Genomic DNA, 17271 nt, shown 5'->3' on the forward strand with positions numbered 1-17271 from the left:
GCAAGGGTCATTCTTCCTTGCGGTACGCCCATTGATACAGCGCCGGCAGCACCAGCAAGGTCAGCAGCGTCGATGAAATAATCCCGCCGATCACCACCGTCGCCAACGGCCGCTGCACCTCGGCGCCGGTGCCGGTGGCGAGTGCCATGGGGATAAACCCGAGAGAGGCCACCAACGCAGTCATCAGCACCGGGCGCAAGCGCGTCAGTGCCCCTTCGTTGACCGCGTTTGATAATGAACGCCCTTCCTCCCGCAGGTTGCGGATGAAGGCAATCATGACCAGCCCGTTGAGCACCGCCACCCCGGACAATGCGATGAAACCCACCCCCGCCGAGATCGACAACGGAATATCCCGCAACCACAGGGCCATGATTCCGCCGGTCAGCGCAAACGGAATCCCGGTAAACACCAGCAGACCATCCTTGAGGTTGTTGAACATCATGAATAACAGCCCGAACACCAGAAGCAACGCCACCGGCACCACGATACGCAAACGCTCGGAGGCTTCCTTCAATTGTTCGAACTGGCCGCCCCAGGTGGTCCAGTAACCGGCGGGCACCTTCACCTGGCGGCTGATCGCCGTCTCGGCCTCTTCGACGAATGAACCGATATCCCGCCCCCGTACGTTGGCACTGACGATCACCAGGCGCTTGCCGTTCTCGCGGCTGATCTGGTTCGGGCCGAGCACCAGGTCCAGGCTGGCGACCTGGGACAAGGCAATAAAGCCCAATGACCCCGCTGCGGTTCCGGCCATTGCCGGCACCGGGATCAGCAGTCGCGCAAGCCCCTCGATATCGGTGCGCAACGCGTCGGACAAACGCACAACCATATCGAAACGACGGTCGCCTTCGTACAAGGTTCCAGCCTGCCGCCCACCCACCGCGACGGCAATGGTGTCCTGCACATCGCCCACATTCAGGCCAAAACGCGCGGCCTTGTCGCGGTCGATGTTGATAGTCAGCACCGGCAGGCCGGAGGTCTGTTCCACCTTCACTTCCGAGGCGCCCGTGAGCTTTTTCAATGTCTCGGCAATTTCCTCGGCGGTCTTGTTCAGCACGGCCATGTCGTCACCAAACACCTTCACCGCCACATCACTGCGCACCCCGGAAATCAGTTCGTTGAATCGCAACTGGATCGGTTGCGACAGTTCATACGCACTGCCCGGAACGATCGCACTGGCACGCTGGATATCGGCAATCAGCGCCTCGCGGGACTTCTTCGGATCGGGCCATTGCTCCTTCGGCTTGAGCATCACATAGCTGTCAGAAATATTCGGCGGCATCGGGTCGGAGGCGATTTCCGCCGTGCCGGTGCGGGCAAACACCCGCTCGATTTCCGGTACCTGGGCCAGCAAGGTTTTTTCCAGTTGCTGCTGCATCTGCACCGACTGCGTCAGGCTGGTGCCGGGTACGCGCAAGGCCTGCTGGGCGAAGTCGCCTTCACTGAGGCTGGGGATAAACTCGCTGCCCATGCGGCTGGCGACCGCCCCGGAGGCGATGATGGTCAGCACCGCCAGGCCGAACACCAGCGAGCGACGAGCCATCACCCAATCCAGCACCGGGGCATAGGCCCGGCGCGCACTGCGCATTACCAGGTTTTCGTCTTCCTGGACCTTCCCGGTAACGAACAGCGCAATCGCCGCCGGCACAAAGGTCACCGACAAGATCATCGCGCCAAGCAGGGCGATCACCACGGTGAACGCCATGGGGTGGAACATCTTGCCGGCTACACCCGTCAGGGCGAAGATCGGCAGGTACACCACCATGATGATCAGTTGCCCGAAGATCAGTGCGCGCCGCGCCTCCTTGGCCGCAGCGAACACCTCATGCAGGCGCTCGCTGCGGGTCAACAAGCGCCCATGACGGTGCTGCGCGTGGGCCAGACGGCGGATGGCGTTCTCGACGATCACCACCGCACCATCGACGATAATGCCGAAATCCAGCGCGCCGAGACTCATCAAGTTGGCGCTGACTTTATTGGTGAACATGCCGGTAAAGGTGAAGAGCATCGCCAGGGGAATCACCATGGCCGTAATCAGCGCCGCGCGGATATTGCCCAGGAACAGGAACAGCACCGCGACCACCAGCAGCGCGCCTTCAAAGAGGTTCTTTTTCACCGTGGCAATGGCTTTTTCCACCAGGTTGGTGCGGTCGTAGACGGTAACGGCCACCACCCCCTCGGGCAGCGAACGGTTGATCTCCTCGAGCTTTTTCGCCACCGCCAGGGATACGGTACGGCTGTTCTCACCGATCAACATGAACACCGTGCCCAGCACCACTTCACGGCCGTTTTCAGTGGCTGCGCCGGTGCGCAGTTCGCGGCCGATCTCGACCTGAGCCACATTGCGCACGCGGATCGGCGTACCGTCCGAGGTGGTGATCACGATGTTGGCAATATCGTCGATGGACGCCACTTGCCCCGGCGCCCGAATCAACAACTGCTCACCGCTGCGTTCGATGTAACCGGCACCGACGTTGGCGTTGTTGCGTTCCAGCGCCGTGACCAAATCGCCCAAGGTCAGGTTGTAGGCCGCCAGGCGCTTGGGGTCGGGCGCGATCTGATATTCCTTGGCGAAACCACCGATGGTGTTGATCTCCGCTACGCCCGGAACGTTGCGCAGTTGCGGCTTGATGATCCAGTCCTGGATCACCCGCAAGTCGGTCGGCGTGTAGGGCGTACCGTCGTCTTTGAGTGCGCCCTCCTCGGCCTCGACGGTCCACAAGAATATTTCACCAAGGCCAGTGGAAATCGGCCCCATGGCCGTTTCGATACCCTCGGGTAATTGCTCACGGGCCACTTGCAGACGCTCGTTGACCAATTGGCGGGCAAAGAACAGGTCGGTGCCATCCTTGAAAATCACCGTGACCTGGGACAAACCAGAACGCGACAACGAACGCGTCTGCTGTAACCCCGGTAGCCCGGCCATGGCCGTTTCGATAGGAAAGGTGATGCGCTGCTCGGTTTCCAACGGCGAAAACCCGGCCGCTGCCGAGTTGATCTGCACCTGCACGTTGGTGATATCGGGCACGGCGTCAATGGGTAACTTCTGATAGCTGGCAATGCCGACACCGGCCATCAACAGCACCGCCAGCAGCACAATGATGCGCTGCTCGATGGCGAATTGGATAAGGCGCTCAAACATGGGAAATCACTCGCAGGATCAATGGGCGTGTTCGGCCGAGCCTTTGCCCAATTCGGACTTGAGGATGAAGCTGCCGACGGCTGCCACCTGTGCCCCGGCATCGAGGCCTTTGCGCACTTCGACGTAGCCGTTTTCACTCACCCCCAGTTCAAGATGACGGGTGATGAAGCCGTCCGGGGTGCGCACAAATACCGAGGGTTTGTCCTCGACGGTCTGGATCGCGGTTTGCGGCACGGTGACCTTGGCCTGGTAGGTATCGGTGGCCACTTGCACTGTTACAAACAGCCCCGGGCGCCAGGCGTCGTCGGGGTTGGGCACGCTCACGCGCACCGTGGCGGTGCGCGTTTGCTCACCGAGCAGGTTGCCGACATAGGCCACCGTGCCGAGCACATCGGTGCCCATTTCGGTGGAGCTGACTTTCACCGGTTTGCCGATGCGCACCTTGTTCAGGTCCTTGGGAAACACACCGAAGGTGACCCACACCTGGGACAGGTCCGAGAGCGTGAACGCGTTGCTGGTTTCGCTGACGACTTCGCCGACGCCGAGGTGTTTTTCCACCACCACACCGGCAAACGGTGCGCGCAGCTCGTAACGATTGCCACCGACCAAGACTGCGCTGCCGCTGAGGGCGTTCATCTTTTGGCGAGCGTTGTTCAGGGCGATCTCGGCTTCTTGCAAGGTCTGGCGTGCCAGCAGGTAATCCTGCTCGGCGGAGATCTCGTCCTTCCACAACTGGCGCTCGCGCTGGAAGGTGGTGCGCGCCAGCTCGACACGACGTTCGCTGGCGGCCAATTCGCTACGTTGATCGGAGATTTGCTGGCTGGCGATCACCGCCAATAGCTCGCCCTTCTGCACCGACTGCCCGAGATTGACCTTGACCGCCTCCACCACGCCAGCCGCACGCGGGACGATGTGCGAGGTGCGGTCTTCGTCGAAGCGCACTTCTCCCGGCAATGTCAGCAGCGTACTGAGCGCACGGGGCTGTGCCTGCGCCAGTTGAATACCGGCGGCCTGGATCTGCGCCTCAGTGAGTTCGAGCTTGCCTTCCTCTTCATCGGCGCAGGCAAAGCCCGACAGCATCAGGCCCAGGGCGACGGCGAGCGCCATGCCATGTTTCTTGTTCATCAAAAAGACTCCAGAAAAAATCAAAACCGGGCGAGGTCGCCGTAGATCCGTTCGATACGCACCCAGGCGTCGGTGGCCTGGGCGGTCGCCGTGAGGTATTGGGTGCGTGCAGCGATCAAGGTGCGCTGGGCATCGAGTACGTCGAGGAAGTTGAACTTGCCCATCTCGAAGCCACGGGTGGCACTGTCGACCGCGCGCTGGGCCGCCGGCAGAATCTGCTGGTTGAACGCTTGCACCTCGGTGCTTGCGGTTTGCCACAGGTCCAGCGCCTGACGGGTTTCGGTGCGCAGCCGCAGCTCGGTGGCATTGCGCAGGTCGCGAGCCTGGTCCGCACGGCGGCTGGCGGCGAGCACGTTGCCCTGGTTACGGTTGAACAGCGGGATCGGCATCGACACCCCGATCACATTCACCCGCTCGCGCACGCTGGCGTCGTATTGGCTGCCGACCGACACGTCGAGGTCGGGAATGCGCTGGGCTTTCTCCAGGCCCACACTGGCTTCGCTTTGCAGAATCTGTAACTCGGCCAGACGCAGCTCGGTGGTTTGCTCCAAGCGTGACAGCAATTGCGCAGAGGACGGCAAAGGTGGTGAGGATTGGCTTTGCGTGGCCACGCCCTGGAAGTCCGGCGCGGCGCTGCCGGTGCTGGCGGCCAAACGACGGTAGGCATCGGTGAGGCCGACCTGCGCACGGTTCAATTCCAGGCGAATCTCGGACAGTTGTACCTGGGCGCGAGTGGCCTCCACCGGTGAGGATTTACCGGCGTTGACACGACCGTTGGCAACCACCAGGCCGCGCTCGGCCAAGGCCATCGAGCGCTGCGCGAGGTCGAGACGCTCCTGGGCGCGCAGGGCGCTGTAATAGCTGTCGATCACCTCGGCGCGCAGGCCGTTGCGGCGCTGCTCCAAGGACAGCGCGGCGGCGTCCTGGGCGCGGGTCGCCACGTCGATTCGCGCACCGCGCTTGCCGCCCAGCTCCAGGGTCTGGCTGAGTTTGACGGTCGTGGTGCGGCTGTTGCGGCGGGTGTCTTCCGCGTCCCAGGAGGCCACCGGGTTGGGGATCAAGCCGGCCTGTTGGCGACCGCCCTGGGCAATCTCGATTTCCCATTGCGCAGCCGCCAGTTCAGGGTTGTTGGCGAATGCGGCTTGCAAGGCTGAGTCGAGGGTGAGGGTTTGCGCCTGGGCGACACTTGCGGCCATCCACAACGTCATCGCGCCTAAAAATGCTCTTACGGAAATTGCCATAACGAAAGTTCCACGCCCATGAAGTCGCTGAGGTTCCCAGCGGGGGCAATGTAACTTTCGTTACTTATCAGAGCGGTGGGTGGAACATTACAAATCCGTTAGCCGGGATCAGGCGTGAACCTCGTCGTGCTCGTCATGTTGAAAACCCTCCCCTTCGACCTGAATGGTCGCGTGGGAAATATCGAATTGTTCATGCAGCATTTCCGTGACCGCACTAAGGATTTGTTGCTCGGTGCCCTTCGACGCGTCCGCCACCAAATGGGTGCTCAGCACATTTTTGCCGCTGGTCAGGGCCCAGATATGCAGGTCGTGCACGCCCTTTACCCCGGGTACATTGCCAATGGCCTGCTCGATCTGATCGATATCCAGGCCCTCCGGAACACCTTGCAGCAGCACGTTCATGCTTTCCTTGAGCAGGGTCCAGGTGCGTGGCAATACCCAGAAACCAATCGCCGCCGCGACCACGGAGTCGATCCAGCCCCACCCCGTGAACATGATCACCACCGCCGCGATGATCACACCGATGGAACCGAGCATGTCGCTCCAGACCTCCAGGTACGCGCCTTTGACGTTCAGGCTCTCGCCGCTGGCGGCGCTGAGCAGGCGCATGGAGATCAGGTTGACGACCAACCCCAGCACCGCGATCACCAGCATGCCGGTGGACTGGATTTCGGCGGGCGCCTGTAACCGTTGATAGGCTTCGTAGAGGATGTAGAACGCCACGGCGAACAGCAGCAGCGCATTGAACGCCGCCGCCAGGATTTCGAAACGGGCGTAGCCAAAGGTGCGCTTGCGGTCGGCGGGACGCTTGGCGACCTGGATCGCCACCAGGGAAATCGCCAGGGCCAAGGCGTCGGTCATCATGTGCGCGGCGTCCGACAACAGTGCCAGGCTGCCGGTGATGAAGGCACCGATCACCTCGGCGATCATGAAGCTGCCGGTCAACCCCAGGGCAAACCAGAGTTTTCTTTCGTGGCCGGCGCGTACTTGGGCGTGGCTATGTCCTGCACTCATGAAATGTCTTCCTGTGAGGGTGTCCGTCGATCATAGAGCTATAGGCCAGATCTTCGGACCTGCATTGCAAACTTGTCATCCGCTCGCCAGCTCGCCGTTACATTGGCCGCACCAAAATCGCTCATGAACGCTGTGGAACCGCTCTATCGGGTATGCTTTTCGAGCAGGAAACAAAAAGAAACATATTAGCCAACCTGTTCGATAAGGAGTTCCCTCTTGGAGTTATCGACTGCTGCGTGGATGGTTCACGACACACGCCTCATGTTTTGCGTCCTGCTGGCCATCGCCAGCATCATCGTGCTGATCAGCGCAACCAAATTACCGCCGTTCCTGTCGATCCTGATCGGCACCTTTATCGCCGGTGTCGGCGCCGGGTTACCGCCGGAAGAAGTTGCCAAAGCCTTCAGCAAAGGCGCCGGGGCGATCCTCGGTGAGGCCGGCATCATCATTGCGCTGGGCTCGATGCTCGGCGCATTGATGGCCGAATCCGGCGCAGCCGACCGCATCGCCACCACGTTGCTCGGGCTGGGCAAGGGCAAGTCATTGCCGTGGGTAATGGCCCTGGTGGCGATGGTCATCGGCCTGCCACTGTTCTTCGAAGTGGGCCTGGTGATGATGGTGCCGATCATCTTCGTGATGGCCAAGCGTTCGAACCAGCCTCTGCTTAAAATCGCCATCCCGGCGCTCGCGGGCATGACCACCCTGCACGCCCTGATGCCACCACACCCCGGGCCGCTGATTGCGGTGGGCGCGTTGCACGCCGACCTGGGCCTGACCATGTTGCTGGGCTTCTGCCTGGCGGTACCGGCCGTGATGCTGGCTGGCCCGATCTATGGCAACTGGCTGTCTAAACGTCTGCACGTGGATGAACCGGCCGATATCGGCGCGCTGTTCAGCGCACCGCCCAAGGCCCCGCGCCAGCCGAGCTTTGGGGTGTCGTTGCTGATCATTCTGTTGCCGGTGATTCTGATGCTGGGCAGCACCCTGGCCAAAGTTGCGCTGCCGGCAGAAAGCAGCATCGGCCTGACCTTGAAGTTCCTCGGTGAACCACTGATCGCCCTCGGCCTCGCCGTGATCGCCGCTGTGATCTGCCTGGGCTGGGCCGCCGGCATGCCCCGCGCCGATGTCGGCAACACCCTGCGCAAAGCGCTCGCACCCATCGCCGTACTGCTGCTGACGATCGGCGCCGGCGGCGGCCTCAAGCAAACCCTGCTCGACGCCGGTGTCAGCCAGACCATCAGCAAGGTCGCCGAAGGCGCACACATGCCTTATCTCTTACTCGCCTGGCTGATCGCCGTGGCCTTGCGCCAGGCCACCGGCTCAGCGACCGTCGCCACGACCACCACAGCCGGCATTCTCGCGCCGATGATGGCCGGGCTGGCGGCAACGCAGAGCTCATTGGTAGCCCTGGCGATTGGCGCGGGGTCGGTGTTCTTCTGCCACGTCAACGACGCCGGGTTCTGGATGGTGCGTGAGTACTTCGGCTTACAGCTCAAGCAGACGATCTGGGTGTGGTCGGTACTGCAGACTATTGTGTCGGTCGTAGGTTTGATCGGGACGCTGTTGCTCTGGCATTTTCTGACCTGAGCTTCAGGCAGCCAAGGTGTGGCGCTTGCCAAACAGCGCCACACTCGCCACACCCACCGCCCCCATCACCGCACAGTAACCCACACAAATCCACGGACTGGTCGGCATCAGCGCGATCAGCAACAGCGGCGTGGTACTCGCCCATAGTGCGTAGGCAATGTTGTAGGTAAAGGAAATCCCCGACACCCGCACCTGCGCCGGAAACAGCCCGACCATCACCGACGGCACCGCACCGACTACGCCACAACTCAAGCCCGCCAAGGCGTATGCCGCGCCCAGCCATACACCACCGGCGATCAGGCTGGCGTACAACACCGCGATGCCTATCGGCAGCAGCAGGCTGTAGACCAGCACCGCACGCCAGGCGCCGATGCGGTCGACCAAAAGGCCGGCGAGCACGCAGCCGATGTTCAGGAAAACAATGCCCAACGCGCTCAAGGCGAAGGTGTGGCTGGGGCTCATACCGAAGGTTTTCTGCATCATGGTCGGGGTGATGACCACCAGTACCACCACGGCCGATGTCAGTACGCACGTGAGGATCATCGCCGGCAGCAACACGGCGCGATGCTCACGCAGCACGGTGCGCAGCGGCAGTTCGGCAGCGGCCTGGCGGCGTGCCTGCATTTCGAGGAACACCGGGGTTTCGCTGAGCCAGCGGCGCAGCCAGACGCCGATCACACCGAACACACCACCGAGCAGGAACGGGAAGCGCCAGGCGTAATCGAGGATTTCGGCGGGGCTGAAGAGTTGCGCCAGCAGCGTCGCGGTGAGGGCACCAAGCAGGTAGCCGAAGGTCAGGCCGGCTTGCAGGAAACCCAGGGCGTAGCCGCGGTGATGGATCGGGGCGTGCTCGGCGACAAAGGTCCAGGCGCTGGGCACTTCGCCGCCGACCGCCGCCCCTTGCAGCACGCGCAAGGCGAGCAGAATCAGCGGTGCGAAATAGCCGATTTGCGCGTACGTCGGCATGATCCCGATCAGCAGGCACGGCAAGGCCATCATCAGAATACTCAGGCTGAACACACGCTTGCGTCCCAGATGGTCGGCGAAATGCGCCATCAGGATGCCGCCCAGCGGGCGTGCGAGATAACCGGTGACGAAGATGCCGAAGCTTTGCAGCAGGCGCAGCCACTCCGGCATTTCCGGCGGGAAGAACAGTTGGCTGAGGGTCAGCGCGAAGAATACGAAGATGATGAAGTCGTAGATTTCCAGGGCGCCGCCGAGGGCGGCCAGGCCCAGGGTTTTGTAGTCGGAGCGGGAAAAACGCTGCGCCTGTGAAGAGAAGGTGGCAGTCATGTGAAAGCTCGGCAGACAAACAAAATGGCGTGCAGGTTATGAGCTGAGCCCAATGATGGCAATCACGACAGATATATTTGTTTTCCTCATTGATCGATGAAGATAACTGCATTCCCATATCAATAGCCGTAGCGGAACATGCCGTAAAACTGCCGAACCTCATAATAAATACAAGAGGAATGACTCGTGGCCGATGCTATCGAAGAAAGCCGCTATGCCCGCTTTGCCCTGCGCTGCTCCAATTTCGCCGAGCGCTGGTTTCCTGACTCCTGGGTGTTTGCCGCCCTCGCCGTGATCATCGTGGCCGTGGCGACCCTGGGCATGGGCGCCGCGCCCACTGAAGCCGCCAAGGCTTTTGGTGACGGTTTCTGGAGTTTGATCCCGTTCACCATGCAGATGGCCTTCGTGGTGATCGGTGGTTATGTGGTGGCCAGCTCGCCACCTGCGGTGAAGTTGATCGACCGGCTGGCGCGTATCCCGAAGAACGGCCGCTCGGCCGTGGCCTGGGTGGCGTTGATTTCCATGGTCGCCTCCTTGCTCAACTGGGGCCTGTCCCTGGTGTTCGGTGGGCTACTGGTACGCGCACTGGCCCGACGCACGGATTTGCGCATGGACTACCGCGCCGCCGGTGCGGCTGCCTATTTGGGGCTGGGCGCGGTGTGGGCGCTGGGGTTGTCGTCATCCGCCGCGCAGTTGCAGGCCAACCCGGCGAGCTTGCCGCCCTCGATCCTGTCGATCACCGGGATGATCCCGTTCACCGACACCATCTTCCTGTGGCAATCCGGCGTGCTGTTGCTGGCGCTGATCGTAGTCTCGCTGATCATCGCCTACGCCACCGCACCAGGGCCGAACAGCGCCCGCGATGCCAAGGCGTGTGGCGTCGACCCAGCCTTCAACCTGCCCAAGCCGCAAGCACCGAGCCGCCCTGGCGAATGGCTGGAACACAGCCCGCTGCTGACCATCCTGCTGGCCTTGCTGGCCGCCGGCTGGCTGTTCCATGAGTTTTCGAGCAAGCCGGCGATCAGTGCGATCTCGGGGCTGAACACCTACAACTTCCTGTTCATCATGGTCGGCGCGCTGCTGCACTGGCGTCCGCGCAGCTTCCTCGATGCAGTGGCTCGCGCCGTGCCGACCACCACCGGCGTGCTGATCCAGTTCCCGCTGTACGGCTCGATCGCTGCGTTGATGACCGTGGTCAAGGGCGGCGATGGCCAGACCCTGGCGCACCATATCTCGACCTTCTTTACCTCTATCGCCTCCCACGACACCTACGCACTATTGATGGGCGTGTACTCGGCGGTCCTGGGCTTCTTTATTCCGTCAGGCGGCGGCAAGTGGATCATCGAAGCGCCTTATGTGATGCAAGTGGCCAATGACTTGCAGTATCACCTGGGCTGGGCAGTGCAGATCTACAATGCCGCCGAAGCGCTGCCGAACCTGATCAACCCGTTCTACATGCTGCCGCTGCTGGGCGTGTTGGGGTTGAAGGCACGGGATCTGATCGGGTTTTCGTTCGTGCAACTGCTGGTGCACACGCCGTTGGTGCTGTTCCTGCTGTGGGCGCTGGGGACGACGTTGAAGTATTTGCCGCCGGTGATGCCTTAAAAGCAGCGCAAGCTTCAAGTTACCGGCGTCACGCTTGTCGCTTGAAGCTTACGACTTGAAGCTGTCTTCGTTCCGTCACATTGCATTGCTACCGTCCTGCGAAATATCTTGCAACATCTCGCCAGCAAGGACTCCCAGCAATGAGTGACGAGCACGAAGAACGCCCTTCCCCCGATTCCGTAGCCCAACCGCCGGTCGATACCAGCCGCCGGCGCTTCCTGGGGGGCGCGGCGGTGCTGGGGGTGGGCGCGACGTTGAGTGCCTGCGGCAACGCCAACCAGACGCCGGGCAAACCGGTGGAGCGGCCACTGACGCCGCAAGAGCTGGACAAGGCTCTGCACGAGCAGGTGAAAACCGTGGTGGTGATTTATGCCGAGAACCGCAGCTTCAACAATCTGTTTGCGGACTTCCCTGGCGTAGAGAAACCTTTGTCGGCGCTGTCGGCCGCAGACACCCAGCAACGCGACCGCGACGGCAGCCTGCTGAGCACATTGCCACCGGCCTGGGGCGGTGTGTTGCAAGTCGGCCCACAAACGGTGGATGGGGTGACCTATCCCAGTGAAGTGCAATTCCAGGAAAACCTGCCCAACGCACCGTTTGCCCTCAAGGGGCCGAACGCCGAAGACCTGCCGCTGAGCCTGGTCACCCGTGATTTGTGGCACGTGTTCTATCAAAACCAGATGCAGATCAACGGCGGCAAGAACGATAACTTCGTCGCCTGGGCCGATTCCGGTGGTCTGGTAATGGGTTATTACGCCCAGAGCCGTTACTCCCTGCGCCTGTGGGACGTGGCCAAGGAATTTGTGCTGTGCGACAACTTCTTCCAGGGAGCATTCGGTGGCTCGTTCCTTAACCACCAGTATCTGATCAGCGCTACCGCGCCGTTTTATCCCAATGCTGCGCAATCGGTCGCCAAGGCCCAGATCGCCACGCTGCAAAGCGATGACCCGACCGACACTCGTCTCAAGCCATTGGACAAGTCCCCCGCCAGCGCCATGACCGGCCCGCCGCAGTTCGGCCCGAGCGCACTGACCCCGGATGGTTACGGCGTGAATACCTTGGCGCCGCCCTACTGGCCGACCTGGATTCGCGACCCGCAAAACCCGGACTACGCCAAGGCCGATCTGCCCAACGTACTGGTACCGCAGACCCACGAACACATCGGCGACAAGTTGTCGAAGAAGAACGTCGACTGGGCCTGGTATGCCGGCGCATGGCAAGCGACCCTGGACCAGTTCAAGGATTCGGGCGGCATCCCGAAGATCCCGAACTTCCAGTACCACCACCAGCCATTCAACTATTTCAAGCAACAAGGTCCGGAAAATCGCGCTGAACGCGACAAACGCCTGCGCGACGGCGGCTTGGGCGATGAGGCCAGCACCAACAAATTCTTCGCCGACGCCCAGACCGGCAAGCTGCCCGCCGTGACCTTCTACAAGCCCCAGGGCAACCTGAACATGCACGCCGGTTACGCCGACGTGGCATCGGGTGATCGCCACATCGCCCGCGCCTTGAAAGTCCTGCAGGAAAGCCCGCAGTGGAAAAACATGGTCGTGGTGGTCACCGTGGATGAAAACGGCGGCTGGTGGGACCACGTTGCTCCGCCCAAGGGCGACCGTTGGGGCCCGGGCAGCCGGGTGCCGGCGCTGGTGGTGTCGCCATTTGCCCGTAAAGGCACGGTTGACCATACGGTGTACGACACAGCATCGATCCTGCGCTTGATCACCCGGGTGTTCCAGTTGGAGAAACTGGACGGTCTCAAGCAACGGGATGACGCGATGATCGCCCGTGGCCAGAAGCCCATGGGCGACTTGAGCAACGCATTGCAGTTCAATGTGTAGGTTTTCTTATCCAATAGCGACACACCGGGCGATTTAACACGCAGTTTTGCTGGTCAGCCGCTACTGTGTGGGGGTGGGCTTTCACCCCGCGCAGACGGGCTTTCGCTGACAAGGAATCAAGCATGTTCAAACCGACCCGGTTGTCTTTTGCCCTGGCCGCACTCTTGGGGAGTGCGGCCGTCCAGGCTGATATCGAAGTGCCGCTAGGCAGTACGCAGCGCGTCACCCAGTTGTTCGCTTTCCCCAATAATTGCAACGTGATCTGCTTTCGGCCCTGGTCGCTGGAACAGACCGTCGAGCACTACTTGAACCAGAGCCTGCAGCGTGATGGCTACAGCCGCGCCAAGGTCAGCGTGAAGACCCACGAGGGTCAGCTCTCGGCGACCTTCAGCGGCGTGCCTGACAACTACGGCCAGCCTTTGAGCAAATTGCTCGACACCGCCGACCTGGCTTACCAAGGCGCCAGCAAGCTCAACAGCGACGGTAAGTGGGCGTACAACTGGTACCTGTTCCTGCCGTTGGGCATGGCCCTGGAAAACCGCAAGAGCATTGAGCTGCTGCACTTCCCGCCGGACTACTCACTGACCCAGGCCCAGGACTACCTGGAATCGGCCACGACCGACCGTTGGGCGACCTTGCTCACCGACAACGGTATCCCGGCCACAGAAACGCCTGCGTACCAGACGATCATCGATATCGCTCCCGTCGCTGCACCGTCTAACGCGGGCAAGGATCTGGAAGGCGTCTACAGCTATTTCAACGGCTACCAGACACGCATGGTCCAGGAGCTGAGCCTGACGCCAAGTGGCTCCTTGCCGATGGTGGCGTTCGGCGCACCGGTGCGCAATTGGATCAAGCAGCAATACGGCCAGACCGTCGGTGTGCTGGACCTGGCGCAGATCAGCCCGGCCGCCGGCAAAACAGTCTCGGTGCTGGGCTCCAACCATCCCAGTTACATCTGGTATGCGGCTGACCCGGCCACCTATGACGGTAATGAGCAAAAGGCCGATGAAGCGGGCTTGAAAGTCATGGGGCAGGATTTGAGCGCCGCCTGCTGGCAAGCGGGGATGGGGCAGAAACCGGCCGGCGATCCCAATGTGTTGCTTAAAGCGTGCATGAACACCTGGCAAGTCACGCGCAAGGAGCAGACCTGTGAGCTGTTCTACACCTCGGTGCGCAACCTGACACCGGAGCAAGCCAATGCCAAATGCGCCACGCCGGTCATCAAGGCCCAGCTCAAACAACTGAAAACCGCCGCTCCAGTCCCCACCCTCGCAGCCCCAGCGTTGTAGATCACGCAAAAAACCCGGGTTTCTACTGTCAGATTTGACAGTAGAAACCGGATCCAACTTCGACGATTCTTGAGCAGCCCCCATCAGCTGCGAGACTGGTAGTCAGACAACATCAGCAAGTCGATGCAGCCTAACCCAGGAGAGTCATGAAAACTCATGCCATGGATAAGGCCAAAGCGTCTGTAAATGACTGCCTTTACCCCTTCAAGACACTGCTTGTCGAACAGGGTTACCCTTCGACCAAGCAATTCAAGGTTTTGCAAGACGTTGAGGGTGCCGGCGCCGGGGTCAAGGCCCGCGTGGCCTTCGACGCCCGCGTGCGCATCGCCAAAGTCTCCGGCTACGCGGTCAGCGAGCGACGCCTGCATACCTTGCAGTTGTCGTCACGCATCCACTTGTACGACCGCTGGTTCGCCGGCTTATTGATGCACTCGTGCAACCCGAACGTGTTTTTCGACACCACCTACCTGGAGGTGTGGACCGTGCAGCCCCTGCGCGCCGGCACAATCCTGAGCATGGATTACGCGAATACCGAGGACGTGTTGTTCCGGCAGTTCGCTTGCCAATGTGGCGAGCTGAACTGCCGGGGGTGGATCACCGGCAGCCAGGAGCCGCTGAACGCCGAAGGCCAGGCGTTCATGCAGCAGTGGCGGATGCGCAAAAGCCCTTAGGCTTCACCCAGTGGGCGCAAGCGATACTGTGGCGGCAACTGCTCAAAGCCACTGATGGTGGTGTTCAAGCTCTTCCAGCGCCCATCCTTGATGCCGTAGATGCAGCCATGGATCGACAGGCTCTGCCCACGGTGCCAGGCGTTTTGCACAATGCTGGTGTGGCCGACATTGGCCACCTGCTGAATCACGTTCAACTCGCAGAGACGGTCGACGCGCTCTTCTTCGGTGGGCAATTGGGCCAGCAGGTCACGGTTCTCGTAATAGAGGTCGCGAATCGTGCGCAGCCAGCCGTCGATCAGGCCGAACTGGCGGTCTTGCATCGAGGCACGCACGCCGCCGCAGCCATAGTGACCGGTCACCAGGATATGTTTGACCTTGAGCACGTCGACCGCGTACTGGATCACCGACAAGCAGTTGAGGTCGGTGTGCAGCACCACGTTGGCCACGTTGCGGTGCACGAACAGATCACCCGGCAGCATGCCGACGATCTCGTTAGCCGGTACACGGGCATCGGAGCAGCCGATCCAGAGGTATTCCGGCGTCTGCTGGCGGGCGAGCTTGGCGAAGAATTCGGGATCTTCCTGTTTGATCGCGTCCGCCCAGCGTTCGTTGTTATCAAGTAAGTCTTGTAGTTCGTTCATCAGGGAAAGCCTCAGGAATGGTGCGCAGTTTTGTGACTGACAACCCGTCGTCCGGGTCACGCTGAGTGCTAATTAGCTTGAATCTTTAGGCTGCTGCGCCTGTCCACACACTATAAGCCCCACAGTATGAGGATTGGCCATGACCGAATCACGACGCCCCTACGGCGCCACGCAGCCCGAACCGATTGATGACAACGAAGATCGCATGGGCTCGATGCGCGAGCTGGATTTTGACGAAGAGGAACCGACGGCGCAGATAGGTGAAGAGATCCCCCCGCGTGAGCGCGAGCACCTGATACCCGCTGAACGGGCGCGGGAGGCCGGCATGACCGGGGCTTCGACGGCCGCTCATGAGGCGACCGACGATGACATGAGCCCGGAAACCCTGATCCATGAAGACGGTGCGCGGGATGCTCGGGAAGCCGGCGATGGCGACGCTGCCGATTATGACCTGAGCATTGTCGATGAAGACGAGATTGGCGGTGGCAATGGATTGGATGAGGCCGAGCTGGCCGATATCGACCCGGTAGACGGTAGCCGCTGACACACCACCGGAGCTGGATGTGGGAGCAAGCCGCTCCCACATGAGGCCTGCGCCCTAGTCGACGAGGGTGCAGGCCATCACGACGGCATCTTCGCGGCCACCCACGGCGGGATAATAATCGCGCCGACGCCCGATTTCGTTGAAGCCGTAGCGCTCATACAAGCGAAACGCGCTGGTATTGCTGTCCCGCACTTCGAGGAAGCACTCGCGAGCGTTGGCGGCGTAGGCGCGGGACATCAGGTGTTCCAACAACGCCAAGCCCAGGCCGCGGCCCTGATTTTCCGGCTTGACGGTGATATTCAGCAAATGCGCTTCATCGAGGATGATCTGTACAACGCCGTGGCCGACTTGTTGCTCGCCTTCGAACATCAGCCAGATCTGGTACTTGCCCAAGCCATCAAGGAAAATCCCGCGGGTCCACGGATGGCTGAACGCCGCATATTCGATTTTCAGCACCGCGTCGAGGTCAGCCTCGGTCATCGGGCGGAAGGATAAAGCCTCACTCATCAGTCGTTTTCCAGCGCGCCATCAGCCGGCGCATGGCTTGCCAGACATCAGCCTTACGCTGTGGCTCTTCCATTAATAATTCCAGGCCCGGCAGCGCCCAGACCAGGCCCAGGCCCTCGACCTGCAGTTCACGGTACCAGGCTTCGGCATTGGCCTCGCCGGCGAAACGCACGGCGGGCAGGCCGATCAGCCACAGGCATGCACAGGGTTCGTCTTCCAGGCGCGCCGACACAAAGCCTTGCACAAAATCCCGCGCCGCTTCCGGGCCCTGGTCCATGGTGCCGCGTACCAGCAGCGGCCAGCGCACCGGGTCGCCGACGATTTGCGGGCTGTCGGGCAGGCCGGCGGCGCGCAGCATGTCCTTGAGCAGCATATAGGCCGGGTCGCGGGTCTGGAAACGCTCGCCAGTGGGCAGTTCCACCAGCAACAGGCAACGGCCGGCGCGCAGTAATTGCAGGGCGAAGCGCGGTGGCGGCACTACCGGCGCCTTGACCACCGGCGCAGTCTCTTCAGCCACCACCGGCTTGGTCACGGGCGATGGGCGCGGTACTTCGATCTTCGCTCGCTCGACCACAGGGCGCGTTTGGGCTACGGGGTTGACCACCGCCACGGGCGCTGCGGCCTCTTCGCCCGATGACTCGAACGCCTCATAGGGTTCAAGCGCCTGCAACAGCTCAGGCCGCGACGGCGCGGCAAACGGCAGTTCGGTGCGGGGCAGCCAGTTGACCACCTGCATGGCGGTCAAGTAAGCGCGACGTCGGGACTCGA

General features: G+C 61.6%; 14 protein-coding genes. 6 read left to right on the plus strand and 8 right to left on the minus strand.

Annotated elements, in window-relative coordinates; translation table 11 throughout:
- Positions 1–7: 7 nt before the first annotated feature.
- The 4 genes from MJP36_RS26550 to MJP36_RS26565 all read right to left on the minus strand — a co-directional run bounded on the left by MJP36_RS26550 (position 8) and on the right by MJP36_RS26565 (position 6522).
- A complete protein-coding gene (locus MJP36_RS26550; RefSeq protein ID WP_244384426.1) occupies positions 8–3142 on the minus strand; it encodes a CusA/CzcA family heavy metal efflux RND transporter in 3135 nt (1044 codons plus the stop codon).
- A gap of 18 nt (positions 3143–3160) precedes the next feature.
- Entirely contained in the window at positions 3161–4267 is a 1107-nt protein-coding gene (locus MJP36_RS26555; protein WP_244384427.1) for an efflux RND transporter periplasmic adaptor subunit, read from the minus strand.
- 20 nt (positions 4268–4287) lie between these two features.
- Positions 4288–5508: a TolC family protein gene (locus MJP36_RS26560; RefSeq protein ID WP_244384428.1), complete on the minus strand. Its 1221-nt coding sequence runs from the start codon at positions 5506–5508 to the stop codon at positions 4288–4290.
- 108 nt (positions 5509–5616) lie between these two features.
- Positions 5617–6522, minus strand: a complete 906-nt coding sequence (locus tag MJP36_RS26565) for a cation diffusion facilitator family transporter (RefSeq protein WP_090366966.1) — start codon at positions 6520–6522, stop codon at positions 5617–5619.
- A 216-nt stretch (positions 6523–6738) separates the two neighbouring features.
- Between MJP36_RS26565 and MJP36_RS26570 the strand changes: the two genes are divergently transcribed.
- Positions 6739–8109: a GntT/GntP/DsdX family permease gene (locus MJP36_RS26570; protein ID WP_060754769.1), complete on the plus strand. Its 1371-nt coding sequence runs from the start codon at positions 6739–6741 to the stop codon at positions 8107–8109.
- A gap of 3 nt (positions 8110–8112) precedes the next feature.
- Here MJP36_RS26570 and MJP36_RS26575 read toward each other — a convergent pair whose 3' ends face one another.
- Complete coding sequence (locus MJP36_RS26575; RefSeq protein ID WP_060754768.1) at positions 8113–9402, minus strand: MFS transporter; 1290 nt, start codon at positions 9400–9402, stop codon at positions 8113–8115.
- 186 nt (positions 9403–9588) lie between these two features.
- Here MJP36_RS26575 and MJP36_RS26580 point away from each other — a divergent pair, with 186 nt between their 5' ends.
- From MJP36_RS26580 to MJP36_RS26595, 4 genes are all read left to right on the plus strand, one after another.
- Complete coding sequence (locus MJP36_RS26580) at positions 9589–11007, plus strand: short-chain fatty acid transporter (RefSeq protein ID WP_161548344.1); 1419 nt, start codon at positions 9589–9591, stop codon at positions 11005–11007.
- A 140-nt stretch (positions 11008–11147) separates the two neighbouring features.
- Positions 11148–12848, plus strand: a complete 1701-nt coding sequence (locus MJP36_RS26585; RefSeq protein ID WP_244384429.1) for an acid phosphatase — start codon at positions 11148–11150, stop codon at positions 12846–12848.
- A gap of 122 nt (positions 12849–12970) precedes the next feature.
- A complete protein-coding gene (locus MJP36_RS26590; protein WP_244384430.1) occupies positions 12971–14140 on the plus strand; it encodes a hypothetical protein in 1170 nt (389 codons plus the stop codon).
- A 146-nt stretch (positions 14141–14286) separates the two neighbouring features.
- Entirely contained in the window at positions 14287–14811 is a 525-nt protein-coding gene (locus tag MJP36_RS26595; RefSeq protein ID WP_060754764.1) for a hypothetical protein, read from the plus strand.
- On the opposite strand, the gene can is transcribed toward MJP36_RS26595, so the two are convergent.
- Positions 14808–15452: a carbonate dehydratase gene (gene can, locus MJP36_RS26600; RefSeq protein ID WP_010213394.1), complete on the minus strand. Its 645-nt coding sequence runs from the start codon at positions 15450–15452 to the stop codon at positions 14808–14810. The two genes, MJP36_RS26595 and can, sit on opposite strands and share 4 nt — an antisense overlap.
- 139 nt (positions 15453–15591) lie before the next feature.
- On the opposite strand from can, the gene MJP36_RS26605 reads away from it, so the two are divergent.
- Positions 15592–15996, plus strand: a complete 405-nt coding sequence (locus tag MJP36_RS26605) for a serine kinase/phosphatase (RefSeq protein ID WP_244384431.1) — start codon at positions 15592–15594, stop codon at positions 15994–15996.
- A 54-nt stretch (positions 15997–16050) separates the two neighbouring features.
- Here the strand turns inward: MJP36_RS26605 and rimI are convergent, their stop codons facing one another.
- Together rimI and MJP36_RS26615 are read right to left on the minus strand one after the other, a co-directional pair.
- Entirely contained in the window at positions 16051–16503 is a 453-nt protein-coding gene (gene rimI / locus MJP36_RS26610; RefSeq protein ID WP_090366980.1) for a ribosomal protein S18-alanine N-acetyltransferase, read from the minus strand.
- Entirely contained in the window at positions 16496–17239 is a 744-nt protein-coding gene (locus tag MJP36_RS26615) for an energy transducer TonB (protein ID WP_090366982.1), read from the minus strand. Before MJP36_RS26615 ends, rimI begins: the two co-directional genes overlap by 8 nt.
- Positions 17240–17271: the final 32 nt, after the last annotated feature.

The organism is Pseudomonas palleroniana (assembly GCF_022836895.1).
GTDB classification, from domain to species: domain Bacteria; phylum Pseudomonadota; class Gammaproteobacteria; order Pseudomonadales; family Pseudomonadaceae; genus Aquipseudomonas; species Aquipseudomonas palleroniana.